Origin of the sequence: Pseudomonas sp. SIMBA_067 (assembly GCF_046534675.1) — a bacterium.
Lineage (GTDB): Bacteria > Pseudomonadota > Gammaproteobacteria > Pseudomonadales > Pseudomonadaceae > Aquipseudomonas > Aquipseudomonas putida.
Genome location: NZ_JAWRYH010000007.1, coordinates 195,470 through 220,545, shown reverse-complemented (window position 1 = coordinate 220,545; position 25,076 = coordinate 195,470). Strand labels below are relative to the sequence as shown.

19 protein-coding genes are annotated in these 25,076 nt (G+C 62.2%); 11 read left to right on the top strand and 8 right to left on the bottom strand.

What is annotated here, in order from left to right:
• Positions 1-144: 144 nt before the first annotated feature.
• From SB765_RS17260 to SB765_RS17250, 3 genes are read right to left on the bottom strand one after another with little or no spacing between them, the layout of a single operon-like run.
• Positions 145-1,227, bottom strand: a complete 1,083-nt coding sequence (locus tag SB765_RS17260; RefSeq protein WP_410931664.1) for a hypothetical protein — start codon at positions 1,225-1,227, stop codon at positions 145-147.
• A gap of 39 nt (positions 1,228-1,266) precedes the next feature.
• Positions 1,267-1,893 (bottom strand): LysE family translocator, encoded by a 627-nt coding sequence (locus SB765_RS17255; RefSeq protein ID WP_341798193.1) that lies wholly within the window; start codon positions 1,891-1,893, stop codon positions 1,267-1,269.
• A 2-nt stretch (positions 1,894-1,895) separates the two neighbouring features.
• The gene (locus SB765_RS17250) at positions 1,896-2,684 is read right to left on the bottom strand and encodes a YqcI/YcgG family protein (RefSeq protein ID WP_341798194.1); all 789 of its coding nucleotides are present in this window, start codon (positions 2,682-2,684) and stop codon (positions 1,896-1,898) included.
• A 159-nt stretch (positions 2,685-2,843) separates the two neighbouring features.
• Between SB765_RS17250 and SB765_RS17245 the strand changes: the two genes are divergently transcribed.
• Positions 2,844-3,764, top strand: coding sequence for a LysR substrate-binding domain-containing protein (locus SB765_RS17245; RefSeq protein ID WP_019471102.1), 921 nt, complete (start codon positions 2,844-2,846; stop codon positions 3,762-3,764).
• On the opposite strand, the gene SB765_RS17240 is transcribed toward SB765_RS17245, so the two are convergent.
• Positions 3,745-4,641, bottom strand: a complete 897-nt coding sequence (locus tag SB765_RS17240; protein WP_410911262.1) for a LysR family transcriptional regulator — start codon at positions 4,639-4,641, stop codon at positions 3,745-3,747. The genes SB765_RS17245 and SB765_RS17240 overlap by 20 nt on opposite strands.
• Before the next feature lie 117 nt (positions 4,642-4,758).
• Between SB765_RS17240 and SB765_RS17235 the strand changes: the two genes are divergently transcribed.
• The 8 genes from SB765_RS17235 to SB765_RS17200 all read left to right on the top strand — a co-directional run bounded on the left by SB765_RS17235 (position 4,759) and on the right by SB765_RS17200 (position 20,486).
• Positions 4,759-5,949, top strand: coding sequence for an MFS transporter (locus tag SB765_RS17235; RefSeq protein ID WP_410911261.1), 1,191 nt, complete (start codon positions 4,759-4,761; stop codon positions 5,947-5,949).
• A gap of 34 nt (positions 5,950-5,983) precedes the next feature.
• The gene (locus SB765_RS17230; RefSeq protein ID WP_410931663.1) at positions 5,984-8,344 is read left to right on the top strand and encodes a DNA polymerase II; all 2,361 of its coding nucleotides are present in this window, start codon (positions 5,984-5,986) and stop codon (positions 8,342-8,344) included.
• A 78-nt stretch (positions 8,345-8,422) separates the two neighbouring features.
• Complete coding sequence (locus SB765_RS17225; RefSeq protein WP_410911259.1) at positions 8,423-12,844, top strand: NEL-type E3 ubiquitin ligase domain-containing protein; 4,422 nt, start codon at positions 8,423-8,425, stop codon at positions 12,842-12,844.
• Between the two features lie 98 nt (positions 12,845-12,942).
• A complete protein-coding gene (locus SB765_RS17220; RefSeq protein ID WP_410911332.1) occupies positions 12,943-17,436 on the top strand; it encodes an NEL-type E3 ubiquitin ligase domain-containing protein in 4,494 nt (1,497 codons plus the stop codon).
• Between the two features lie 227 nt (positions 17,437-17,663).
• Positions 17,664-18,224: a DUF4174 domain-containing protein gene (locus tag SB765_RS17215; RefSeq protein ID WP_410911258.1), complete on the top strand. Its 561-nt coding sequence runs from the start codon at positions 17,664-17,666 to the stop codon at positions 18,222-18,224.
• Positions 18,225-18,398: 174 nt separating this feature from the next.
• Positions 18,399-18,890, top strand: coding sequence for an EF-hand domain-containing protein (locus tag SB765_RS17210; protein WP_341798201.1), 492 nt, complete (start codon positions 18,399-18,401; stop codon positions 18,888-18,890).
• Between the two features lie 74 nt (positions 18,891-18,964).
• Positions 18,965-19,798 (top strand): DUF692 domain-containing protein, encoded by an 834-nt coding sequence (locus SB765_RS17205; RefSeq protein WP_410931662.1) that lies wholly within the window; start codon positions 18,965-18,967, stop codon positions 19,796-19,798.
• On the top strand, positions 19,791-20,486 hold the full coding sequence (locus tag SB765_RS17200) for a DUF2063 domain-containing protein (RefSeq protein WP_410931661.1): 696 nt from the start codon (positions 19,791-19,793) through the stop codon (positions 20,484-20,486). The genes SB765_RS17205 and SB765_RS17200 overlap by 8 nt, the downstream gene beginning before the upstream one ends.
• Positions 20,487-20,520: 34 nt before the next feature.
• Here the strand turns inward: SB765_RS17200 and SB765_RS17195 are convergent, their stop codons facing one another.
• The 4 genes from SB765_RS17195 to SB765_RS17180 form a co-directional block, all read right to left on the bottom strand.
• Positions 20,521-21,009: a DoxX family protein gene (locus tag SB765_RS17195; protein ID WP_410931660.1), complete on the bottom strand. Its 489-nt coding sequence runs from the start codon at positions 21,007-21,009 to the stop codon at positions 20,521-20,523.
• Positions 21,010-21,023: 14 nt separating this feature from the next.
• Positions 21,024-21,641: a ferric reductase-like transmembrane domain-containing protein gene (locus SB765_RS17190; protein ID WP_174371138.1), complete on the bottom strand. Its 618-nt coding sequence runs from the start codon at positions 21,639-21,641 to the stop codon at positions 21,024-21,026.
• A gap of 169 nt (positions 21,642-21,810) precedes the next feature.
• The gene (locus tag SB765_RS17185) at positions 21,811-23,097 is read right to left on the bottom strand and encodes a sensor histidine kinase (protein ID WP_063427071.1); all 1,287 of its coding nucleotides are present in this window, start codon (positions 23,095-23,097) and stop codon (positions 21,811-21,813) included.
• Entirely contained in the window at positions 23,094-23,834 is a 741-nt protein-coding gene (locus SB765_RS17180) for a response regulator (RefSeq protein ID WP_016500464.1), read from the bottom strand. The genes SB765_RS17185 and SB765_RS17180 overlap by 4 nt, the downstream gene beginning before the upstream one ends.
• Positions 23,835-24,109: 275 nt before the next feature.
• Here SB765_RS17180 and SB765_RS17175 point away from each other — a divergent pair, with 275 nt between their 5' ends.
• Both SB765_RS17175 and SB765_RS17170 read left to right on the top strand, forming a co-directional pair.
• Positions 24,110-24,283, top strand: coding sequence for a hypothetical protein (locus tag SB765_RS17175; protein WP_353455055.1), 174 nt, complete (start codon positions 24,110-24,112; stop codon positions 24,281-24,283).
• Between the two features lie 71 nt (positions 24,284-24,354).
• Positions 24,355-24,588, top strand: a complete 234-nt coding sequence (locus tag SB765_RS17170; protein ID WP_081238160.1) for a hypothetical protein — start codon at positions 24,355-24,357, stop codon at positions 24,586-24,588.
• Positions 24,589-25,076: the final 488 nt, after the last annotated feature.

Here is a 25,076-nt window from a genome sequence, read left to right as displayed (position 1 = left end):
GCTCACAGGCAAGCCCCGTGGGCGGCCAGGCAAGGATGGGCGGCTTCGATGTTAATGGCGGTCAAGCGTACGCCTCTGGAAAATCGGAACGACGGCCTATTCTAGCCACCCAATGGGGGTGGCCGGAAGACCAGTCGACAACTGTCAGACGAGCTTGATCGGCGTGACCTTGCGTTGAGCGTGTTTTTCCTGGGCCAGGCCAAGCTTGGCGGTAATGACCTTGGCCAGGGCGTTGTTGCCCAGGTCGTTCAGGTGCAGGCGGTCGATGAACAGGTCGGCGCCGAACACTGGCGAGCTGCTGAGCATGCCGTTCATGTCATAGCAGGGCACCGGGTCGGCCTGGCTTTTGATGCGGCGGAAGAAGGCCGAGTGCAACTGGCTGTCGAATGCGCCGTCCAGCAGCCGGTCGAAGTTTGCCGGTTGTTGTTCCAGCGCGGCCAGCATGGCCTGCTCGCCAGCGGGCAGGGTGTCCCGGCACCAGGGCAGCAACGGCTGCAGGATGAAGGTGAGGGTAGCGTGGCTGTCTGCCAGCAGCCGGTCCCACTGACGCAAGGTGCGGCCAATGCTGTCGGCCGCGCGGGCCAGTCGTTTTTCCGGGGGCGAAAGCGGCCAGATGACCGGGGCTTGGGCCGCAGGCGTGGTCAGGGCCTGGCCGATGCGCCGCCACAGTGACGGCCTGCGGGGTGGTGCGGCAGGCTGCAGGCCTTCGCTGAAACTGTTGAGAAAAGCCTGGTAGGCCTTGGCGTGCAGTGGGTTGTTGGCGCTGCCGAGCACTTCACTCAGCGCTTCGTGGGCCAGGCTGTTGAGGCCGCTGAGCACCACCACGTGGCCGAGCTGGCCGAGGCGGTGCTGGTGAGTCAGGAACATAAGCAGCTCCTGGCTGGCATTGAGCCCGCAACCGGCCAGGCTCAGCCAGACCTCGCCGGTGAGCGCCGACAGGTGCGAGGCCACCGTGTGTTCGTCGGAGCTGGCGCCGATGCCCAAGGCCGTGGAGCCGCCGACCAGCAGGTTGATACGTGAAGCGCCGCCGCGTTCGGCCGCCGAAAAACGCTTCCCGGCGCAATGGCTGTAGCGCAGGCCAAGGGCATCGGTGTTGATGGTGCCGGAGCGGTAGCCGGTTTCATGCACGTGCACAGTGTGCGGCGCACGGCGGCTGCCCAGCAGCAGAAAGCGCTGGTAGTCCTGTTGCAGCGGCGAAGGAGTCGGGCTCATATCAGTCGCTGTCATGGTTTTTCCTTCTGTTGCAACGGGCACTTCGCATCAGGGTCAGGCCGCCAGTTCGTTAATGTTGTACAGCAGGCCGCCGGCGGCGATCAGCAGCAGGGCAACGCCCGAAGCCAGGCTGATCACGCGGTTGCTGCGCTGCGAGGCGATTTTGCCGATGGCGAAGATGTACAGGCTGAGCACGGCGAAATCGATGGCCACCCACAGCAGCGACAACACCACCATGCTTTTGCCGAACGACTCGGTGATCTGGATGAACTGTGGGAAGAAGGCGATGAAGAAGATGATGTCCTTGGGGTTGGAAATACCCACCATGAAGCCTTGCAGCAGCCCGCCACGCGCGGCCTTGGGCGCCTCGCTCGCCGCCTCCGGAGCCGGCGCCTGCAGGGCGTCCCTCAGCGTGCCCACGGCGATGTAGCCGATGAACAGGCAACCCAACAGGCTCATGGTGCTGAGCCATGCCTTGTCGATCGCGGCGCTGGTGAGGATGATCCAGGCCGCGGCGCCGATCAGCACCAGTGAGGCCCAGTTGGTGCCAACGGCGGTGAACATGGCCTTGCGCGAGCCGGAGGCAGCCGCAGTGTTGACGATCAGCGCCACCACCGGGCCGGGGGTGGCGATGAGCAGCAGGACGGTGAGGGCATAGGTGAAGGTGAGTGCGGTATTCACGGTCAGTTCTCGATCAGTAAGTCGGGTGTCGCAGGGTGTGCGGCATGTGCGTGGAACGGGCAGCGCGACGGGTTGAGCGAGCCTGTCTCCTGCAGTTGGTATTGCTTCCATTCGTAGTTGTCGGTATCGCCGAAAAAGCCAAGGGTGTCGGGCATGACGCCGTCGTTGTAGTGGTGCACGCGCTCGCGTATGCGCTCGCGGATGCGTTTGCCACTCTCGGTGTTGGCGTTGGCCACTTCGTCGAAGTTCGCCCGTGGATTGATGACGAAGGTGATGTGATGCCCCAGGTTGCGGCTTTTCATCTGCTGGTGGCCAGGGAAGTTCATGTTGATGAACAAGGGCATGCCGGCATAGCAGAACGACCAGCCGTTGTCGTCGGGGTCGGTCGGCATGCCCTGCGGCCAGGGGTGCGGGTCGCGCGCATGCACGCCACGCAGCACCTTCCAGGCCAGCGCCTGCTGTTCGGCCAGGGTGTAATCGGCGGCGGTTTCGAGAAACACCACCAGTGGGCTGCCGATGCGCTGCTTGGGTGTGATCGGGGCGATGGTACCCACGTAGTCGGCCAGGCCCTGGGCGATGTCATCGGCCAGTTGCTCGGCGCGGGCGAAGAGGATGTGGCAGGTTTCGCCATTTACCGCCTTGCGGCCGAACAGGCAAGGGAAGTCGGGGTTGGCGAGGATACTGCGAAAGTGTTCTATGGTTTTGAAGGTCCAGTGTTGCGTATTGCATCCATGTTCAACGGCCTGCTCTAGCGCATCCAGGCGATAGCAATTTCCATATCCCGTAAACATGATTTCCCCAGGCGTTGATTAAGTGAACGTTCCAGTCATATGCAGGCAGGATCTTGGTTATGTTTATTATTTACCTGCATTTTCCGAGACGCTCTCGACGTTGTAAAACGCGTGGAACTATGACCTACTATTAGTCTTGTTCATGCTCGGGACGTCGCCATGTCGGAACGGATTCAGGCCTTGCACGCCCTGCGTGCCTTCGAGGTGGCCTCTCGCTATGGCTCTTTTACCCGTGCGGCGGAAGAACTGGCCCTGACCCAGGGTGCGGTCAGCCATCACATCAAGACCCTGGAAGCACTGTTTGGCTGCGACCTGTTCGAGCGGCGGGGCCCGAAACTGAGCCTGACCGAGCACGGGCGCCTGCTGTCGCAAGAGCTGAAGGTTGGCTTCAAGATCATCGAAAATGCCTGCGCGTTGCTGCGTCAGGACCGCTACGGCCTGCGCCTGAAGGCGCCGTCCACGCTCACCATGCGCTGGCTCTTGCGGGCGCTGGATGCGTTCAAGAAGGCCGATGACAACTGCAGCGTGCAACTGTCCAGCGTGTGGATGGATATCGACAGCGTGGACTTCTATTCCGAGCCCTACGACTGCGCCATCCTGTTGGCCAGCGGGCGTTTCCCCGCGGATATCGAGAGTTTCAAGCTGTTCGATGAATGGCTGATCCCGGTGTGCCAGCCCGATTACATGCCACAGGCTCAACCGGCCCTGGCGGACCTGGCCCAATGCGAGTTCCTGCACCCGTCACCCGACCGGCGCGACTGGCGGCGCTGGCTGGCGCGGATGGGCGCACTGGAAATCAGCATCGACCAGGGGCAAGTGTTCGATACGCTCGACCAGGGCATTTCGGCTGCCCAGCAAGGCCTGGGTATTTCGGTGGTCGACCTGGTGCTGGCCAGTGCCGACCTGCAGGCCGGGCGCCTGGCCACGCCGTTCAAGCATGCAGTGGCCACAGGTGACGGGTACTACATGACCTGGCTAAAGGCCAGCCCAAAAGCGCGGCAGATGCACAAGCTGCGCGATTTCCTGCTGGGCCAGGTGCCACCGCTGGCCTACAAGGACATCAATTACCTGTACGGTTGAACACCCGCTCGAGCATGAAATCGATGAACACCCGCAACTTCGGCGGCATCTGCCGCCCGGACGGCCACAGCAGGTAGAAGCTGCCGCGCCGTTCCATGAAGTCGTCGAGGACACTGACCAGGGAGCCATTGCCCAACTCACGACCCACGTTGAAGTCCGGCAGACAGGTAATGCCGCGGTGGTTCAAGGCAAAGCAGACGCGTGTTTCGACGTGGTTGCAGACCATCGAGATGGGGATGTCATAGGCTTGCTCGGGATGCTCCTGGCGCAGCGGCCAGGTTTCCAGCTTGCCGTTGCTGGGGAAGCGATAATGCAGGCAGGTATGCACCGCCAGGTCGCGTGGGTGCAAGGGGGTGCCGCGTTCGCGCAGGTACTCGGGCGAGGCCACCAGGCGGTGCTGAAAGTGGCCCAGGAATTTGGCGCTGAGCCGGGAGTCCACCGGCTGTCCGCCGCGCATCACCACATCGAAGCCTTCGCCGACGATATCCACCATGCGGTCGGAGAAGTCCAGGTCCAGTTCAACCTGTGGGTACAGTGCCATGAACTCGGCCAGTGCCGGCATTACCAGTCTGGTCACCTGCGGCATGCTCACCCGCAGGCGCCCGCGCGGCGTTTCGCTGGCCTGGGACAGTTCCTGCTCGGTGGCCTCTATTTCGGCAAGGATGCGGCGGCTGCGCTCGAGGAACATCGAGCCTTCGGCGGTGAGGGTAATGCTGCGTGTGCTGCGGTGGAACAGGCGCACGCCCAGGCGGTTTTCCAGGCGCGCCACGCGTTTGCCCACGGCCGAGGCAGTGATGCCCAGCGACTGGCCGGCGGCGACGAAGCTGCGGGTTTCGGCCACCCGATTGAAAACCACGAAGCCGCTGAGGCTGTCCATGTTGCATTCCTGATTGCGGACATAAATGTCCTGGGTGAGCGGCATTGTAACCGTCTTTTTCCGCATTGGCCTTGCTTGCAGACTGTCCGCCTTGTTTTCCCACTCAAGGCAATTGCAATGTCCCAGACATCCTCCCCACCGTTGCTGGATGCCAGTAGCGAACGCCTGCCCCTCAGCGGGCTGCTGGCACTGGCCATGACCGGCTTTATCGCCATCCTCAGCGAAACCCTGCCGGCGGGCTTGCTCGACCAGATCGCCGACGGCATGCACATCAGCCAGGCCATGGCCGGGCAATGGGTCACGGCCTATGCCTTGGGTTCACTGTTGACAGCCATCCCGCTGGTGACCTTGACCCAGGGCTGGTATCGCCGGCGGGCCCTGTTGCTGGCGATCCTCGGTTTTGTGCTGTTCAACGGGCTGACGGCCTTGTCGGGCTCCAACAGCCTGACCCTGGTGCTGCGCTTTTTCACGGGGGCTGCGGCCGGCCTGGCATGGGGCCTGATCGCTGGCCATGCCCGGCGCATGGTGCCGGCACCGTTGCAGGGCCGGGCCATGGCGTTGGCGATGCTCGGGCAGCCGATTGCCTTGTCGCTCGGGCTGCCCATTGCCACCTGGCTGGGCGCTGGGCTGGGCTGGCGTGCAACGTTTGTGCTGGTCACCCTGGTGGCGTTGCTACTGGTGGTGTGGGTGCTGCGCTCGGTGCCGGAGTACCCGGGGCATGCCGCTGGCAAGCGGCCCGCGGCCATGCAGGTGCTGCGCACGCCGGGGGTGTTGATCGTGCTGCTGGTGATCCTGACCTGGATCCTTGGCCACAACATCCTCTACACCTACATTGTGCCGCTGCTGGCGGCGGCCGGCATGGCTGGGGAAATTGGCGCGGTGCTGATGGTGTTCGGCCTTTCGGCGCTGGCCGGGATCGGCCTGGTGGGGATGCTGGTCGACCGACACCTGCGCAAGCTGGTGTTGCTGAGCCTGGCCGGTTTTGCCTTGGCCACGCTGGCATTGGGGCAGGCGTCGTCGTGGTTGATGTACCTGAGCATCGCCCTGTGGGGCTTGACCTACGGTGGCGCACCGACCCTGCTGCAGACCGCCTGTGCCGATGCGGCGGGCGAGGGCGGGGATGTGGCGCAATCGATGCTGGTGACAGTGTGGAACAGCGCTATCGCCTTGGGCGGGATCGTGGGTGGCGCGTTGCTCGTCGGGGGCGGGACCGAGGCTTTTGGCGGGGTGGTGTTGGCATTGATCGCGGTGGCCTTGTTGTTGACCTGGGCAGCGCGCAGAAGTGGCTTCGTGGCGGGGGCTCGCTAGCGTAGAATTGCGTTTTTCAGCAGAGGTCGACGCAGTGGAGTTGCAGCAGGGTTTTGTGCTGACCCGTCATTGGCATGACACGCCCGAAGGCACCTGCGTGGAATTCTGGCTGGCAACCGATCAGGGGCCACGGCAGCTACGTCTGGCGCCACAGGTCTCGGTGGCGTTCATTGCGCAGACGCATGAGGCGCATGCGCGGGTGTTGCTGGCCAACGAGCCCGGCGTCGAGCTGCGGCCACTGGGCCTGAAAGACTTCGACCAGCGCCCGGTGCTGGGGTTGTACTGCCGGCAGCACCGGCAACTGATGCAGTTGGAGCAACGCCTGCGTACGGCGGGTGTCGAGGTGTTCGAAGCGGATATCCGCCCACCCGAACGCTACCTGATGGAGCGGTTCATCACTGCCCCGGTGCAGTTCACCGGCCAACCCGATGCCCAGGGCGTCCTCTGCGATGCCCAGCTCAAACCCTCGCCCGGTTATCGCCCGCCGCTGCGCCTGGTGTCGCTGGACATCGAGACCAGCGAGCGTGGCGAGCTGTACAGTATCGCGCTGGAGGGCTGTGGCCAGCGCCAGGTGTACATGCTCGGCCCGGCCAACGGCGATGCCGCCGAGCTTGACTTCGACCTGGAGTATTGCGCTGATCGCGCCGCTTTGATTACCCGGCTCAACCAGTGGATGGCCAGGCATGACCCGGACGCGATCATTGGCTGGAACCTGGTGCAGTTCGACCTGCGCCTGCTGCATGAGCATGCCAAGTCGTTGCAGGTGCCACTGACGCTGGGGCGCAACGGTGCGGCCATGACCCTGCGCAGCCATGCCGGTGGTGGCCACGTTTTTGCCGATGCGCCGGGGCGTTTGCTGATCGATGGCATCGAGGCGTTGCGTTCGGCTACCTGGAGTTTTCCCTCGTTCAGCCTGGAGAACGTTGCCCAGACCCTGCTGGGCGAAGGCAAGGCCATCGACACCCCGTACCAACGCATGGACGAGATCAACCGCCGCTTCGCCGAAGACAAACCGGCCTTGGCGCACTACAACCTGAAGGACTGCGAACTGGTCACGCGCATTTTCGCCCATACCCGGCTGCTCGACTTCCTGCTTGAGCGTGCGTCGGTGACGGGGCTGGCCGTGGACCGCAGCGGTGGGTCGGTAGCTGCGTTCTGTCACCTGTACATTCCACAGATGCACCGCTTTGGGTTTGTCGCGCCCAGCCTTGGCAGCCGCCCTGACGAAGCCAGCCCCGGCGGTTTTGTCATGGATTCGCGGCCGGGGCTTTACGATTCGGTGCTCGTGCTGGACTACAAGAGCCTGTACCCGTCAATCATCCGTACCTTTCTCATCGACCCGATCGGGCTGATTGAAGGCCTGCGTCTGCCTGACGACGCACATTCGGTCGAGGGTTTTCGCGGTGGGCGTTTTTCACGCACACAGCACTGCCTGCCAGCCATCGTCGAACGGGTGTGGCAGGGCAGGGAAGCGGCCAAGCGCGAGGGCAATGCGCCGCTGTCGCAGGCCTTGAAAATCATCATGAATGCCTTCTACGGCGTGCTGGGTTCCAGCGGTTGCCGTTTCTTCGATCCGCGCCTGGCGTCGTCGATCACCATGCGCGGCCACCAGATCATGCGCCAGACCAGGTCCCTGATCGAGGCGTGTGGCTACGATGTGATCTACGGTGATACCGACTCCACCTTTGTCTGGCTCAAGGGGGCCCATGCCGAGGAGGACGCGGCGCGCATCGGCCGCGAGCTGGTGGCAAAGGTCAACCAATGGTGGCAAGCCCATCTGCACGAGACCATGAACCTGCAGAGCGCCCTCGAACTGCAGTTCGAGGTGCATTACCGACGCTTCCTTATGCCCACCATCCGCGGTACCGATGAAGGCAGTAAAAAGCGCTATGCCGGCATGGTGCAGCGGGCCGACGGTTCGCAAGAAATGGTTTACAAGGGCCTGGAATCGGTGCGCACCGACTGGTCACCGCTGGCCCGGCAGTTCCAGCAGGAACTCTACGGCCGTGTGTTCCGCAGCGAGCCCTACCGAGATTATGTCCGCGAGTACGTGCGGCGAACCTTGGCCGGCGAGCAGGACGAACTGCTGGTTTATCGCAAGCGCCTGCGTCGCCCGCTGGCCGATTACCAGCGCAACGTGCCGCCGCATGTGCGTGCCGCACGCCTTGCCGACGAGTACAACAAACGTCTGGGGCGCCCTTTGCAGTACCAGCGTGGGGGCTGGATCAGTTACGTGATCACCACCGCCGGCCCTGAGCCGCTGGAAAACCTGCAGGCACCGATCGACTACGATCACTACATCAGCCGTCAGCTATTGCCGGTGGCCGACGCCATCCTGCCTTTTGTTGGCGATGATTTCGTTCGCCTTACCGACCATCAGTTACTGCTGTTCTGAATGGGTGGTAGATAGCTAGGCGTCAGCATCACGCTGCAGTCTTCAGACTCGGACCTCCATGCTACCGCGGAGGCAGAGATGCACAACACGAGCAGTCAACCATCGGCTGCGGTCGATACCCTTGCCATGGCACAAGCATGCCAGGACCACTACATCGCACGGCGGCTGCCGGCCTGGATGAAGCGGCTGAGCATGGCCGAATTCACCCTGTTGAGCGGGGCATTGCCTGAACTGCTAGCCTGTCGCGCAGGCTTGTCCTCAGCGCTGGCGCGGCTACGCAACCTGAGTGCATTCACCCAGCCCTTGCTGCAGCAAGCGCTGGGTACCCACGGCAGCCTTGATGTAGATCGCTTGTACTTTCGCCAGTGGTATACCTTCACGTCGCCGACGATCAATTATGTAACCAGTCGGCTTCCGGTTGTCGCCAACGACTACTACGACATTCCTCTGCTCGAGGCCGCCTTGGGCAATTTCACCGCGCAACAGCAGCGCGACCAGCCGCCTGGTAATTGCCTGGTCGATGCGCATGGCGAAAAGCGTGCTGAACTATCTGCAACGGCCTTCGCCAGGCTGTGTCGCACGCTGGACCTCGGGCAGAAATACCAGGCGCACCTGGATGACGTACTGCAGCCCGAGGTCAAGGGGTTGCTGACACGACGGCAACGCTACAGCATGCTGGTGGATGCCTTGCAAGCCAGGGCGCAAGGCGTATTGAGCGCAGCCGAACTGCAGTGGGTGGTCGCGCTCTGCCTTGAGGACACGCTCGGCAAACTTGAAGGTGCACCGGTTCGCGTGCGGCAGTTGGCGTTGTTCGGTTGCCGCCTGCAGCAGATCGTCGTGCTGGACGTGATCGACGATGGCGTGTTGTTCGACACCAGCAAGCGCGTGCTGGTCTATGTGCCGGGTGACCCGCATGGCCCCTGGAGCGTGCGCAGCGACCTGGATGAGTATGCCCGCCGGGTGCTTGGCAAACGCCTGCGCGAAGATGACTACCGGCGTTTCTTCAACCGCTTCGTGCGCCGACGCGACAGCCAGCGATTTTTTTCGGCCGTCAGCGAGCGGCTGGATGACGTGGCCGGCTGGGCGACCAGAGACCTCGATGAGCAGACCTTCGCATATCGCCTGCCCCTGTTCGAACACCTTGCGAACGACTGGGTCGCGTGGATCAAGGACGATGCTGCCGTCATCGCCCCGCCCGTGGCCTTGCTTGATCGCGAGGTCCAGGCCGAACACGCCCGCCGTTTGCGTGCTGAAGGCTGGACGCTGTTGGGTGTTGCAGGGCTTTTCGTTCCGGCCATCGGCGCGGTGTTGTTGGGGGTGATGGCCTGGGAACTGCTACAGCAGACCTTCCAGGCGATAGGGGACTGGCAGGACAACGAACGCAATGCGGCACTTGCGCACCTGCTGAATGTTGGCAAAGGGCTGCTGGCTGTGGGGACAACCGTTGCCGTGGTCGCCACCGCCCGACGCGCCTGGAGCGTGGTCGACAGCCTGGTGCCGGCGCAGCTGGAAAGCGGGGAAGAAAAACTGTGGAACGCAGACCTCAGCCCCTATCGCGGCGAAAGCCCGCCAGCTACGGCAGTGCTGGACATGCAGGGTACGCACCGCTTTGGCGAGCGCCGCTGGATCAGCATGGACGGGCACTGGTATGAGGTGAGCTGGTACGACGCCGATGAGCAGTGGCAACTGCTCCCCTATCAGGGCTATGCGCCGCCGCTGCGCCACAATGGCGCCGGTGCGTGGCGGCTGTGGTGCGAGCAGCCCGCCGAGTGGGACGACACACGCCAGTTGTTCCGCCGCCTGGGCGGGCCATTCAGCGACCTTGACGATGCGCAGATCGACCGGTCGCTGGCGATCCATGGCCTCGATGATCAGCACCTGCGGGCATGGCATGTGTATGGACGACCAGCGGAGGCAGCGCTGGTCGACACCGTCGCACGCGTGCGGCTCGCCGGCAGGATTGGTACGTTGATCAACCAGTTGCGCGAGGGAGGGGTAACCGCAGACCCGCTGCTGATGGCGCGGGTCATGCGCCTTCCACAGGCGCCCGGGAAGCACGGGCCAGCGTTGGCCGATGTGGCTTGGGCCGGGCGACGGGAACTGCTGCAGACGGTATACGACGAGCAGAACCCCGACACGGAAACCGGCCGCCTGTTACGGCAGGATTTCACCAGCCTGCACCGTTTGGCCGCGGATGAGGTGCTGCGCAATGCCAGCGAGGATGACGTGCAGCTGTTGCGTGAAACGGGGCGTGTACCGTTGCTGATGGGCGAGGCTGCAAGGTTGCAGGTAGCGCGAATTCGAATGGCGCGGGTGTATGAGGCGCTGTGCATCGACACGCCGCAAAACCTCGACCTGGCGCGGGTAGTATTGAACCTGCTGGTGCATGTGCCAGGCGCTGGCGGCCCGGGCTGGCGGTTGTTCGATGCAGATGCCAGCGAGCCGTTACTGACGGTCCAGGGATCGGGGCAGACGTTTGACCTGCTTCATCGCCATGGGCTGTTCCGCCTGCGCGCCCGAACGCCCAGCGTTGTCGGTGAGACGGGCGAGTTATTCGAAGCTTTGGCCGGAGCCTATGACGACGCAGCACAAGCGGCCATCGGCCAGGGTCAGCCTTTTGTGCCTGCGCTGCGCCAGGCGTTGACCAACGTTGCTTTCGACCGACGCCAGGCCGTGGTGAACCTGCTCAGGCTGGAACAGCCCAGCGGCTCGTTTCTTGCGCCGCAGCGGCTTGCGGATGGCCGGATTGGTTACCCCATGGCTGGCGGCAGGCTATGGGGGGCGCTAGGGCGAAACAGGCCTAGGGCGTTTCAGGCCCGGTTGCGAGACCTGTACCCGGCCTTTACCGACGAACAGATCGAGCGCTGGTTGGCCTCAGGCGACGCGCAGGCCAGGTTAAATAGGCTGGAGCAGCAATATGGGGTGCTGAAGAGATACTTGACCAAGTGGGCACGCAGTGCCTTGCTATCCTCGGAGCTGGTCGCACGGCGTGAATTCAGAAAGGGCCTGATCGACTGCTGGCGCTCTCTTGTGCCCGAACTGCAAGCGCAAGCGGCACTGGACGACGGGCGCTTCATGCTGACCCAGACGATCAGCCGCTTGGGCCACCTGCCGGCCCTGCCTGCGCAGGTGGGCTTTCCCCACGTCTCCATCCTGGCCCTGCGCTCCATGCGCGTGGAGCATGTTCCGGATGAGTTTCTGCAGGCATTTCCCAACTTGCGCAACCTCGAAATCACCAATTGCCGACTCAGGCGTTTGCCATTGCCGCTGGGGCTTGTCCAGAAGCTGGAGGTGCTCGACTTGTCTGGTAACCAGATCGCGCTCGACCAAGGCCAGGCATTGGTCCTGGCAGATTGCCGGTCCCTGGTATACCTGAACCTTTCGAACAACCCGCTGCGCAGGGCATTTTCTGTCCTCGCAATGACCGAGCTGAATGCTCTTTACCTGACCAACACACAGATACCCGAGTTTCCCTACGGGCTGATGGACGCGCCAGAACTGCATACCCTGAATCTCAGCGGCAACCGTATTGCGGAACTGCCAGAGGGCTTTCATCGATCGCAGCTGTGGCGCTCGGGCAGGGTCGAGCTTTCCGGCAACCTGCTGGAGGGCGCTCAGGATGGGTTATCAACCTGGCATTTGCTTGAGGCCAGTCGCGTACCTTACCGGTTGCGCATTCTGGATGCGTTGCCTGGCGAACGTCGGGATGAAATGGCTGCACTGTGGGCCCATCTGGAGGCCGAGGAACAATCGGAAGAGTTCTTCAATACCCTGTCGATGCTGACAGAGTCGGGCGCCTTCAGTTTCTCATCGACCGCATCCGCGCTGGCGGCCCGGGTGTTCGACATGCTCCAGGCGATGTCGGAGCATGATGCCCTCAGGCAGGAGCTGTTCGAGCACGCTGCGGCGACCGGTTGCCAGGATAACGCCACCGCGCGTTTCGCCGACCTGGAACTGCGAGTGATGATATGGCGCACAAGGCATAGCGGATCCGCCCGGCCTGAACGGGCCTTGCTGAAGCTCGGTGCCCGGATGTGGCGGTTGGCGGTGCTTGAGCAAATTGCCGCTGAACATGCTCAGCGGGTGGGGGCGGGGGCTGAATCGATCGAATTCGCCTTGGCCTATCGAATTGGCTTGCGCACGTCGCTGGACTTGCCTGGCCATCCCGATGAAATGCTCTATGCAGGTATCCCTGCCTTGGGTAAGCAGGACCTTCTCCAGGCCCGTGAAAGGGTTCTGGCGCGCCAGACCCGGGAGGGCATTGCTGATTACCTGTCACGCCAGTGGTTCTGGCAGGATTACCTGCGCAAGACCTCTGCGGTTCGCTTGCAAGTGCCCCCATCCATGCACGCTGAGCTGGAGCGGCTGATGGCGCTGGGGAACCGGGACGAGGAAATCGCACGGCTGCAGATCCGCAATCAGCAACGCGAGCATGCGGTGTTGCTGCAGTTGACGCTGGAGGCGCTGGACCGGAATACGGTGCAGCGTGTGCTCAGCTAGCGGGTGGCCGGTTGTCTGGCCGCAGGCATTAGTTATATAGCGCCTGGCGGGGAGCAGGCGACTTAGTCTGGCTTCTTTTCATGAAGAGGCCCCTAGCCATGGACACCACTGTGCCGTCAGATGCGCAGGCCGCCATCGATGCTTTCCAGGACGGCATCATCGGCAGGCGCCTGCCACCCTGGTTGCGTCATGCACCGGCTGAGCAACTGCCAGAGATCGGCAAGGCATTGGCAAACAGTCTTCGCTGCCGTGAGCAAGTGAATGCCGTGCTGCGAGGTATCGAGGGCCTCGACAGTTTCGTCGCATCAGCCTTGGGAAAGGCCCTCGACGAGCGTTACGGGCTTGGCCGTAACCCGTACTTGCTCAGGTTTCTGGAGGGCCGCCGGGAGCCTGTGATCAACAGTCAGCCGGTAGGCGCGCACCTGACTGACGTGGTGTATGAAGAAAAGCCGCTGCTCGAAGTGGCATTGCGCAACTTCACGGCCGCGCAGGCGCAGGAAGGTGGTCAGCCACGCGGTAACCGGCTGCTGCTTCCACGCCACGGTACGGTCAAACCCCCTACGAGCATCGAATTTGCCGGACTGTGTCGTGAGCTGGACCTGGGTGAGCGCTATCAACGTCATCTGGATGCCATCCTCAAGCCCGCTGGCAGTGGCGAGTACGTGGTGTCCCGGCTTGTGGATGCCATGCGCTACAGCATGCTGGTGGACGCCTACAAGGCCCGGCAGGAAGGAACGCTGGATGACAGCGAGCTCGGTTTGATGGTGGCTGTGTGCGAGAAGGGGAAGCTGCTGCGTCTGGCGGGGGACCTTGTCCAGGCCATGCAGCTGAAGTTGCTGGGTTGCAAGATCGAGCAGGTGACAGTGTTCGTCGTGGTTGAGCAGGGTGTGCTGTTCGACACTACGCGTCGGGTGTTTCTATACGTACCTGGGGACCCTGGTTCGCCTTGGAGCGTGTTCGAGAGCATCGACAAACTGAACCGCCACCTGGGCCGTCGCTTGCGAGACAAGGCCTATCAGCGTTTCTTCAGCCGCTTCGTGCTGCGGCGTGATAGCCAGGCGTTTTTCGCCCAGGTCGCGGAGCTCTTCGATGACTTGGCGGACTGGGCCTTTCGCGATCTCGAACCGCGTTTGCAGGCCTACCCGCATCCGTTGTTCATAAGCCTGGCACAAGCACGCATCCACCAGATCAAGGACGATGCGGCGATGATCGCAGTTCCTGTGGCCAGACTGGATCGTGAGGTTCAGCGCCAGCATGACCTACGCCTTGAAGCCGAAGGGTGGGCGCTGCTCAACCTGGCCAGTTTCTTTCTGCCTGGGCTCGGCCTGGCGCTGCTGGCCGTGACGGCCTGCGAACTACTGCGTGAGGTCTACCATGGCGTCGAGGCTTGGCATGAAGGCGCTCGCCAGGAGGCGCTCGACCATTTGACCCATGTGGCTACAGACCTTGCCGTCGTGGCGACCACGGTAGCCGGGGTGGGTGTGGCTCGACGGATTTGGGCTCGCTCTGCACAGGTCGATGCCATGGTGCCGGCTCGGCTGGAGGACGGCACTGAGAAACTCTGGCAACACGACTTGACCCCGTTTCAAAGCCAGGCCCCCGTTGCGGCCTCAAGCCGGGATGCCTTGGGTATTCGGCGTCAGGACGGGCAGGCCTGGATCGAAATGGACGGGCATCACTATCGCGTGGCAGAGGCGGGTGATGATCAATGGCAGTTGCATCCGGTCGACGGCCACGGGCCGTTGCTGCGCCACAATGGCGCAGGTGCCTGGCGGTTGTGGAGCGAGCAACCGGCTCGGTGGACCGACAAATACCGCATGTTCCGGCGTTTGGGTGAACCCTTCAATGGGCTGAATGACGAACAGATCGATCAGGTTCTACTGTTCCATGGCCTTGATGGCGACGACGTGCGGGGCTTGCATGTACACGCCCAGGCACCGAGCCCCGGGATGATTGACAGTGTGGAGCGGGTCAGGCTTGACCAACGCATCCGCAGCATGATTGGCCGTTTGCGCAGCGGCGAGCCGGTAGAAGATGCAACAGTGCTCGATCATGCTCGGCGCTTGCCAGGCGCGAGTGGCCTGACAGATCAGGCCCTGGCCGCGCTGGCATGGACGCAGCGCCGAACACTGCTGCAGCACCTTTTCGAAGCCTTGCAGCCCAGCGACACCCCTGGCAGCGCAGCGTTGCGCCGGGTCTTCCCTGGGCTGAGCGTGCGCGGTGCGCAAGCATTGGTACAGGCTGCCACCAGCGTTGACCGCACACGGTTGCTATCCAGCGGCAGGGTTGCACTGGGGCTTGCCGAGGCGGCGAGGGGCAGTTTGCTGGTTACCCGGCAGGCTCGGTTATTTGAAGCGCTGTACCTTGATACGCCGCAGCATGCAGACCTGGCACGGGTAGCCGTGGGCTTGTTGCGGTATCTGCCTGGGGGCGAGCGAGGGGTGTGCTGGCGGGTGTACGAAGGTTGGCTGGGCGGGCCGATGCTGGCGAAGACCGAGCAAGGGCAGGGGGCGTTCGACCTGGTGCACCTGGAGGGTTCCTTTCAGCTGCATGACAGCCACGGCAGGGCGTGTGGTGAGGCAGGTGAGTTGTTCGACGTCATGGCGCCAGCCTATACCGATGTACAACGGGAGGCGATGGGGATCGGTGATCCATTCTCGCACAACCTCAGGGTGATACTGGGGCGCGAAGCGGTACGCCATCGTGATGAGATCAGTCGTTTGCTTGGCGCGGTACGCCCGGGTGCTGTTCGAGGGCCGATGCGCTTGGCCGATGGACGTATTGGCTACCCACTGGGTGGTGGTGGAGTGGGTGGCTTTGCATCCAGGGGGAGTGCCCTGAGGGCAACGTTGCGCGAGCTCTTCCCGTGGTTGAGTGATCAACAGGTCGAAACCTTCGCCGATGACGCCAGGCGTTCAGGGCACCAACTGGAAGAAGTACTGACTAGCCTTCACAATGAGTTCGCGATGCTTCGCAGGACCATGAATACCTGGGTGGCACGAGGGCGGGGCGATGTCATGGATGATCGCGAAGCGTTGCGCCAGACGTTGTTCAATTGCTGGAGGCGGTCGGTGGGTGTGGGGGAACTGCAAATCAATGCCCAGGAAAACCTCCACGTCATGTTCTGTAATTTCAGGCCGGGCGGCTTGCCCAACATTCCCGTGCAGGTCAGCTTCAGGGGCGTTACCAGCCTGTCTCTGTTGCACCTTGACCTACTGGAGGTGCCAAGCAGCTTCCTGCTGGCTTTCCCTAATCTGCAAACCCTCGACCTGGGAGGGAATCTTCTGACGCGTCTTCCGCAACCTTTGCTGCAGATAGAGCAGCTGCGGCATCTGAGCCTGACCAACAACCGTATCGTCCTGAACATTACACAAACCGCCACACTGGCCAGTTGCGCCGGCCTGCAGTCACTCGACCTGTCCCATAACCCCTTGGGCAGCAGGTTCATGCTGGCGGGTTTGGCTGAATTGCGTTGGCTGAACTTGCGCGACACACAGATCTCACAATTTCCACTGGGCGTGTTCGACAACACTCAATTGCTGTCCGTTGACCTGCGGGATAACCGGATCCGGCTCGTTCCAGAGGGTTTCTACCAGTTGCCTGTGTGGCATCGGCGGCGATTTCGTCTGAATGCGAACCCCCTCGGCGAAGCCCAGACGTTACGCTTGCAGGCTGCGTTGAATAGTAATGGTCCTGACCTCGACGAGGAGCAAGTGCAGCTACGGATGAGTCATGCGCGTGAAATATGGGGGGATGCAGTGGCCCCGGAGCATCGCGGCTTGATGCTTGCTGCCTGGGACTCGCTGGATTCAGGGCAGGACGCCGAGCGTTTTTTCCGTGTGCTTCGCCAGTTGTTGCTGTCCGAAGATTTTCGTGTCAATGCGCGTGCAATGGGCAATCGGGTAATGGCGGTATTGCAAGCGATGGCCATTACGCCGGAGTTGCGGCAGAACTTGCTTTCAGTGGCCAATGATGAGTGGGGGTGCCAGGATGGTGCAACCTGGTGCTTGAGCAACCTTGAACTGAATTTGCTGGTTTGGCAGGTTGAGCACGCGGCTCAGGGAGAAAGCGAGCGCGCTTTGCTAGACCTGGGCAGACGTTTATGGCGCCAGGATGCAGTCGACATGTTCGCTACCCGATGGGCGTTACAGCATGGCAGGACACTGGAAGGAAGCGAGGTGGGGTTGGCTTTCAGGATCGGGCTGAGGGAGCGTCTCGACCTGCCATTGCAGGTGGGCGAAATGAGCTTTCTTGCGATCTCGGGCGTCCTGGAGGCGGACCTTGCAGAGGCAGAGGCTGTGGTGCGGGATGCAGAAACGCCGGAAGAGATTGCCCGCTCCATGGTTGACCGTGAATTCTGGCAGGCGCACCTGGAGCGTTCCCATCCTGAGCGATTCGCGGCGGTCGACCTGCCGTTCAGAAGGCAGCTTGAAACCGTGCTTGACGACGAAGCGCTGACCGAAGGGGCCATGATCGACCAGGCGGATGCCATTCGTGATGCTCAGCGCGCTGCACGCAGAGGGCTGATGCTGGATATGACGATTCACGCGATGGAAGTTGCACCCATGGGGCCAGCGATCGATGTGCGTTGACCAGCGCTCAGATCAAGGGCTGCCTGGCCCTGCCAAAGCGGCTTTGGGCTATGCTCAATCGTGCTGACAGTGGTTTGTACCAGCGCCGTAGTCTTGGCTTCAGGTGGCTCGGAAATCGACAGTTACTTTTGCACACCCCGTTCTGGAATGAAGTGGTTTAGGCTCCCTGTCGGATTTTTCTCCGTGATCTGTAGTCATTGGTATATCGAGACAATAAGGAGATACGCATGCTTGTCCGGTCACTGACCCTCGCAACCTTGCTTGCTGTTGCCGGCCCCCTGTTTGCCGCAGACAGTGATGCGCCTCTAGCCAAGGAACTGGGCAAGGCCAGACCATTGGTGGTTATCGCTCCCAGCAGTGCCGACCCAACGTTGCGAGGGCTGAACAAGGCGCTTGAGGACCCGGCCACCCAGGCTGCGTTCAAGGAGCGCAATCTTGTCCTGTACAGCGTCGCCAACATGATGGGCAAGCGAGAGGACAAGAACCTCGAGCAGCAGACGACAATGGCCCTGATTCGGGAACTGAAGCTGGGTGCGAGCAAGGGGACCAAGGTGATTCTGGTGGGCAAGGACGGTGAGCGGCACATGCTCAAGGACGACGACACCGGCGAGGCCATCGACCCACAGGTGATCCTCAAAGCGGTCGATGAACTGCCTGCCAGCGAAAAGGCGGTGGCGGCGCCCGAGCCCGTAGCGGCGGCCCCGCAAGCCAAGGACAAGGACAGCAAGTCGGCCAAGCCTGCCAAGCCCGCCAAGCCAGCGGCCCCGCCCAAACCGCTGGAAGACTGATCACGCCTCAGGGCTCCAAGGCACCTTGGGGCCCGTTGCCGGGTGGTGTGTATCGCACTGTATCTGCCTGTGCTGCAGACCTACTGCCATACAAAAGTGCGCCTGGCACGATACATCCACGACAAACCGCAACGGCCTAATGGCTCCACTTTCCAACCCCAGTGGAGCTGCATCATGACTCAAGCAAAAAACACCCTCGGCCTGCTCGGCGCCGCCCTGATCGGCAGCATGGCAATGAGCAACAGTGCGTTCGCCGTCGAGCCGCTGGCTCAAGGTTACCAACTGGCCTCGGCCAAAGTTGCCGGCGAGGGCAAGTGTGGTGAAGGCAAGTGCGGGGGGAGCGGCAAGGCTTCCCAAAGCGAAGGCAAGTGCGGTGAGGGTAAATGCGGCGCCGGCGCCAAGGCCGGGGCTGAGGGCAAGTGTGGTGAAGGCAAGTGCGGTGACGCCTCGTTCGCCAAAACCGACAGCAATCACGATGGCAAGGTCTCGCGCGATGAGTTTCTGGCGGTGGCCAAGGATCGTGCCCGTGAGTTTGACGCGATCGACCGCAACCATGACGGCTTCATCTCCGAGCAGGAAGCGGCGGATCACCTCAAGGCGATTTATCAGGCCAATGGCAAAGCCATGCCTGATGGGTTGTTCAGCCACCTGACCGGCAAGCCCTGACTTTCTACCCCATGAAACGCCACAACGCTCCTCCTGCTGGCCAGGTGGGGCGTTGTGCTGGTTGGAGAACTTTTATGTTTCCTGCAATGTTGAACATCGGGTTAGGCTTGCGTCGTGGCCTGTTGCCGGAACTGCTGGCCATGGAGGCGGGTGCAGTGGACTTTCTGGAGTGTGCGCCGGAAAACTGGATTGCCGTGGGCGGTGCCTATGGCAAGGGCTTGGCCCAGTTGGCGGAGCGCTTTGCTGTCACCTGTCATGGGTTGTCTTTATCGCTGGGTGGCAGTGAGCCGCTGGACCGCCATTTCCTTGAGCAGACCCGGCAGTTTCTCGATCGGTACCAGGTGCGGCTGTACAGCGAGCACCTAAGCTACTGCAGTGATGACGGGCACCTGTACGACCTGATGCCCATCCCGTTCACCGAGGAAGCCGTACACCATGTGGCCGCGCGCATACGTCAGGCTCAGGAGCAGCTGGAGCGGCGCATTGCCGTGGAGAACATCAGCTACTACGCCGCGCCGTATCAGGCGATGAGCGAACTCGACTTCATCCGGGCGGTGCTCGAAGAAGCGGATTGTGACCTGCTGCTGGACGTCAACAATGTTTATGTCAACGCCTGCAACCATGGCTACGACGCCCAGCAATTCCTTGCAGGCTTGCCCCCGGCGCGAGTGACCGGGATGCACGTTGCCGGGCATTACGATGAAGCGCCGGACCTCAAAGTGGATACCCACGGGGCAGCCGTGAAGGAGGATGTCTGGGCCCTGTACGCAAGCGCTTGCGTGCGCTTTGGCGTAAAGCCGACGGTGCTTGAACGTGATTTCAACTACCCGCCCTTGGCCGAACTGTTGGCCGAGACGGCGCGTATGCGTGCTGTGCAATGCGCTGCCGGAGGGCAAGCAGATGAATGAGACCCTGCGTACGCAGCAGTATGCCCTGGCCCGTCACCTGCGCGACCCACAGCGCCATGCCCCGCCGCCCGGCGTCGAGGCCCGGCGCCTGAAGGTTTACCGTGAATTGTTCTATGGTGCCATCGAAGGGTTGCTGGCTGGCAGCTTCCCGGTCATGCGCCAGGTGTTGGGCGAGCAGCGCTGGCACGCCCGAGTACGTGACTTCTACGCCAGTTACCGTTGCCAGACGCCATTGTTTACCGAAATTGCCGAGACGTTCGTCGACTACTTGCAACGTGTGGCGCTGGACACCCCTTGGCAACTGGAGCTGGCGCACTATGAGTGGGTCGAGGCGCAACTGTACCTGAGCGATGCCGAGGACCCGGCGCATGACCCGGGAGGTGACCTGCTGGCTGGAGAGCCGTTGTTGTCTTGTGTGGCGCGGGTGCTGGCCTATCGTTGGCCGGTGGAAAGCATTGGCATGGACTACCAGCCAACGGCTGCCCCAGCATCGCCGAGCTTGCTGCTGGTTTATCGCGATGCCCGGTTGCAGGTGCGTTTTGCCCGGTTGGCACCTATGGCGTACCGGTTGTTGGTGGAGCAGGGGACTGGAAGAGCGCGGCTGCAGGCATTGGGCGGGGATGTGCAGCAAGGGTTGGTATTGTTGGAGGCATTGCGCGAGCAGGGCGTCATTGTCGGAACAGTTTGAAGGCATTGGGGGGCTGCGCAGCAGCCCCCGACCCTCATCTGCCGAACCGCATGCCAAGCCAATGATCGAGGCTAAGGCGCCCGGCGCCCTTGAGCAGCAGGGGTAGCAACGCCACCAGGTAGATCAATGGCAACTTGTAATTGCCGAAGCCCTGGTCGGTAATGGCATAGCCTTGGGCCAGCTCCGCCAGGCCCGACCAATGCGCCGGCCAGTGCACTGCCGCTATCGCTACAACGGTTACCACCATCAAACCCAACGATGCCAGCCGGGTACCCAGGCCCAACAGCAGCAGCAACGGCAGCACCAACTCGGCCCACATCGACAGCTGCCAGTTCAGCTCCGTGGGCAGCAGGTTGAAGGGGAACGGGAAGCTGGACTGCAGGTCGGCGAACCAGTTGCTGCCGTTGAATTTCTCCAGGCCGGACTCGAAAAACTCCCACGCCAGAAATACCCGTAATGGCACGTCGGCACTCCAGCTACCGAGGCGATCAACGGTGCTCAGGGTACGGGTCAAGGTCGTCATTTGCGGTTCTCTCTTCAGGCAAGGGCGCGGGTGCTGCGGCGTTGTTTACGGGCCACTTTGGCGGTGAGCTTGACGGCGATGGCGCTGAACATCAGGGCGAACGCTAGCGGGTACCACCCCCCCATGGGGATGCGTTTGTAGAACGACAGGCAGAACACGGCAGCCAGTACCCACATGCCGCTGCTGTGCAGCGCTTGCCAGGCACGGCGGCCCAACAGCCGCATCGGGGCCTTGAACGAGGTGGCGGTGAGCAGCATCAGGAACAGGTAGCCGAATGTGCCGGGCAGGCTGGAGGTAAATGTGCGGCCGGCCCAGAACAGCTCGGGGAATTGCTGGGCGTAGCGATAAATCAGCACGCCGTGCACGGTGTGGGAGAACGCGAATGCCAACCCCAGGTAGCGTCGCTCCTGAAGGATGCGGCGGCTTGAGGTGCCAGGCAGCAAGGTCACCAGCGACGAGGCCAGGAACGCCAGCAGAAACAGTGCGAACGAGCTACGTGCGGTGGCACGAATGGCACTTCGCAAGCCGTCCGGGTCAGGTTGGCTGGCCAGGACTACGGCGGTCATCGCCAAGGTCAGGCCGGCGAGGACGGCGAACAGCTTCCAGCCGGAGGGTAAAGTGAGGGCTTTCATCAGGGACTCCCAGGGTGTGGTTGTGTGACCGGGAGTGTGTCGAGGCGGGGTATCTGCAGTGTGTCAGGGGGATGCAGTTGTGTATCTGTTTGTAGAGGCGACCTCGCGTTTTACAGGAACGGCCCGACCCAGATCCAAGGCCGTTCCTGCCAACGATCGCAGATGCACTTCAGGAGAGTTCTATCTGCGCGCACAATCCGCCCTGTTCACGGTTGCTCAGGGTCAGCCGGCCCCCCATGGCCTGGATCAGCTGGTGGGCAATGGCCAGTCCCAGGCCGGTGCCACCCGTGCTGCGATTGCGTGAACCTTCCACCCGGTAGAACGGCTTGAGCACGTCATCGAGCTCGTCACCGGGTATCCCCGGCCCGTTGTCGAGCACGCGGATTATGGTGGTACTGCCCTCGCGTGATACTTGCAGCTCGGCAGCACCTGCAAACTTCAGGGCGTTGTCGACCAGGTTCACCAGTACCCGGCGCAGCGCATGCGGGCGGGTCTCCAGCAGGGCACCGCTGCTGCCGTGGCGTTCAACCTGGGCGCCGCTGTCCTGGTAGTCGAATACTAGGCTGTCGAGAAATGCATCAAGGTTGACCCGGCAGGTCGCTTCGGTGCTGCTGTCCATGCTGCGGGCGTAAGCCACGCCTTCGCGCACCAGGTGTTCCATTTCATCCAGGTCGCTTCCGAACTTGTCCTTTTCGACCCCCTCATCCATCACTTCGACCCGCAACTTCATGCGAGTGATCGGTGTTTGCAGGTCGTGGGAGATGGCTGCCAGCAACTGCATGCGTTCCTTGAGGTGGGCAGCAATGCGCGCCTGCAGGGCGTTGAAGGCCACGGCAGCGTAACGCACCTCACGTGGCCCGCTTTCATCCAGTTGCACGCCGGGTTGGTCCGGGTCGAGGTTGTCCACTGCCTGGGCCAGTCGGGTGAGCGGGCCGATGGCCAGGTGTACCGCCAGCCAGGTACACAGCATCAGCACAGCCAGCTGAATCAGCAGCACCACGGGCAACCAACGGGCTACCGGGACCGGTGCGGGTGTCACATCGATGGTCAGTGGCGCGCCGTCGGCCAGGTTCAGGTGCGCCTGGAAGTGCGCATTGGGCCCCGGAATTTCCTGGAAGGTCAGGCGGTAGTCGCTGCCAATGGCCTTGACGATTGACGCGGCGGCCATCGGTGGGTCACTGCTGGCCATCGCTTCGCCTGCCAGGCCCTGGTCGAGGCGATAGCGGTAGGTGCGCCGTTCCAGGCGTGGCAGCCAGGCGGCACGCTCGGCTGCAGGCAGGCGATCAAGGATGGCAACCGAAGTCGCCACGTCCTGTTCGAGGTTGCTGAGCATCATCGAGCGGCTGCTGATATAGCGCTCGTAGGCCTGCAGGCCGAACGACAGACCATAAGCCAACACCAGGCCGGTGAAAAAGATCATCGCCAGACGCGAGGCCAGGGTGCGCGGCCATTTCATGAGGGGGACTCGAGCAATTGCACCGGCAGCGAAAACACGTAGCCCTCGCTGCGCACGGTCTTGATGCAGCTGGGCTCGCGGGCGTCGTCGCCCAGGCGCTGGCGCAGGCGGCTGACCAGCAGGTCGATGGAGCGGTCAAAGAGGTCGGCCTCGCGGCCTTGTGTCAGGTTGAGCAACTGTTCGCGGCTGAGCACCCGCTGCGGGTGGTCAAGGAACACCCGCAACAGGCGGTACTCGGCGCCGCTCAGGGCCACCAGGGTGCCGTCGTTGTCGAGCAGGTGGCGCGCGGTGGTGTCCAGCCGCCATTGGCCGAAGCGCAGCAGGCGGCTGCTTTCGCTGATGGTGAGGTTGGGTGGCAGCATGCGCGTGCGGCGCAGCACGGCATTGATACGGGCCAGCAGTTCGCGGGCAGAGAACGGCTTGGTCAGGTAATCGTCGGCGCCCATTTCCAGGCCGATGATGCGGTCGGTTTCATCGTTGCGGGCCGTCAGCATCAACACGGGGGTGTTGCGGTGCTTGCCGGCGCGCAATTCGCGGCACAGCAGCAGGCCGTCGTCGCCAGGCATCATGATGTCGAGCACGATCAGGTCGACGCTGTTGGCTTCGAGAAAGGCGCGCATCTGCCGGCCGTCGGCGACGATGCTGGTGCGCAGGCCGTTCTTCTTGAGGTAGTTGCCGACCAGTTCGCGGATTTCGCGGTCGTCGTCGACGATCAGGATGTGATCGACGTGTTCCATGCGCAGCGTTCCTGTTCGAGTGGGGTTGGCGCAGTGTACCCGGCGCGTTTGCGCTTGCCTGCGGGGGTTTGTATTGCAGTGTATCTGGCAGGGAAGCCGAACCGTGCCCGGGGGCTGGTTGAAGCGGCCCGCGGCCAGCCAGCCCAGTGCTGGCCATTGACCGCCTGGCCGATAAAAGCCGGGTACGCGGCGGGTTCCGAGCCTGATAGCACTACAGAGCGTACAATGATCGTTCGGGTAACTGTATTTCAGTGGCTCATTACCGAGTAGCCTCCATGCATCAGACATACCCCGGCACAGCCCAAAGAGCCCACGAACGCCTTTGCGAGCAAATCGAAACGTTCCTCCAGCATGGCGGCCATATCCAGCACGTAGCCAGCGGTGTCACCGGTACCCCGTATGGCGTAGCCAAAGCTCAGTGGGGCAAGGAACGTACAGCCAAGCCTTGATGGCCTGCCTTTGCTGCCTGAATCGACCACCATTCGAGCGCTTCAATACCGATTTTTGAAGGGGCACGCCCGTGAGCGAAGAGCCGAGCGACTGCGTAATTGCCGTTTGCATAGGTATTTCTGAACAACAAGTGACCCAATACCGACGGGAGAGCTTTTTGCTGGGAGACGGGTCATGGCTGGTGCATTTCGCTTTTGTCATGCCCAAAGAGCTTCGTCATCAACTCACCGGCAGTTTTACACTCCTGTTGAAGGCCTCACGAGCGCGTGGCGATACCCGCCAGGCCGACGAGCTTGGATCATGAAGCGCTTTAAATACTGCAACAGTGCGCAAAGAATATCGTTGTTATTTTCCTGTTCATGAAGCGCGGCTTATAGATTGTGTCCGGTGGTCTGATACCTGCTTCTTGTTTTCAGGCAGGGCGCATACTCAGTAAGCTCAGAATATCTGGGCCTATGAGAGGTGCTTATGTACGGTAAAAACCAGACAGGGCAGGGCTCGCCGGAGAGTGATCCGGAAATTGATCAGGATCGCCAACTGTTGCGCAATGATCGGCTTGTTCAGTCTCCAACTGATGATCGGGAAAATTACATCGATCCTGACCCTGTTACTGAGGTCGAGCCAGTGCCTGCAGCAAAGCTATTGGCCTCGAATGCACCGAGATTCAGCCGCCATTCGGACGGCCCGGATACCCCGTGGAGACGCGCCTGGCTGCACTAGCCCTGTGCTGATAGATCGCATGACAAAGCATGCTTTTTTCCAGCGTTCCACATCTTGAAGAACAATATGAGC